This window comes from Roseateles sp. P5_E1 (assembly GCF_054049335.1).
Map to the genome: position 1 here is coordinate 1 of NZ_JBFUMN010000146.1, position 926 is coordinate 926.

A 926-nucleotide genomic window follows, 5' to 3' on the forward strand; every position below is an offset into this window, starting at 1 on the left:
GGTCCGGGGTGTGCGGCGTGGCACCGTTCGAGGTTTTGACTGTCCGCACCTGCAGCCCCTGTCCCGCCACCTGACGGGTGGTGATGTCGAACTGTTCGCGGCCATAGGCCCAGGCGTTGCTGCCGGTCGAGGACACCGGCGCGGCGGACGCCGGCAGCTGCCAGCCCTCGCCGATCACGCCCTGCACCATCGCCACGCCGGTCAGCGTGCCCATGTACTGCATCATCCGCACCGCCTTGAGCTGCTCACCGCTCAACGGCGTGGCGCTGCCGGTCTCGCCAACCGGATTGATCCAGCCCGATTGCGAGCACACGATCAGCATCACCGGTTCGCCCTCGCCGTCCCCCACGCGCAGCAGGGTGTCGCCGTTGGCAAACTGCTGCAGCCGACCACGGAACTGCGCTTTGCCCTCCTGCACGCCTTGACTGAAGGTCACCCCCGGGCTCTGTTCGAGCAGGGGCTCGATGGCCGCGCGGCCAGCAGGGGACGCATTGGCGGTGCCGCCAGCGATAACGGCAAGCGCGAGCAACGTGCACCGCGGGAAGACAACAGACATGCAGACAATCCTGTGCAGAGGCACCGACGACGTCGATGTGGAATGGCCGTGCATGATACGCGAGCGACCTTCAGCTCCCCACACATGCAAAGGCCCGACCAGAGGGCCGGGCCTTTGCGGAATGCGGTACAGCGGACGGCTTATTCTTCTTCGTCCTGGCTACCCTGCTGGGCATTGCGCTCGCGCTTCTGGTCCTGGTCCTGGTCCTGCTGTTGCTGCTGGCCCTGACGCTGCGGATCGCGCTGCTGCTGTTGCTGGCCCTGCTGGCCCGGCGGATTGTTCTTTTGTTCCTGCGGATTCTGCTGGTTCTGCTGCGGGTTCTGGTTGGTACCCATCTGTGCATCTCCGGAATTCGGCAACGAAATGATGC

At 65.4% G+C, this 926-nt stretch carries 2 protein-coding genes; both read right to left on the reverse strand.

Going from position 1 to position 926, the window contains the following annotated elements:
* A partial coding sequence (locus tag ACXJKJ_RS30220; RefSeq protein ID WP_457395056.1) for a hypothetical protein occupies positions 1–556 on the reverse strand: 556 nt, incomplete at its 3' end.
* 140 nt (positions 557–696) lie between these two features.
* On the reverse strand, positions 697–926 hold a 230-nt coding region (locus tag ACXJKJ_RS30225; protein ID WP_457395059.1), incomplete at its 5' end, for a hypothetical protein.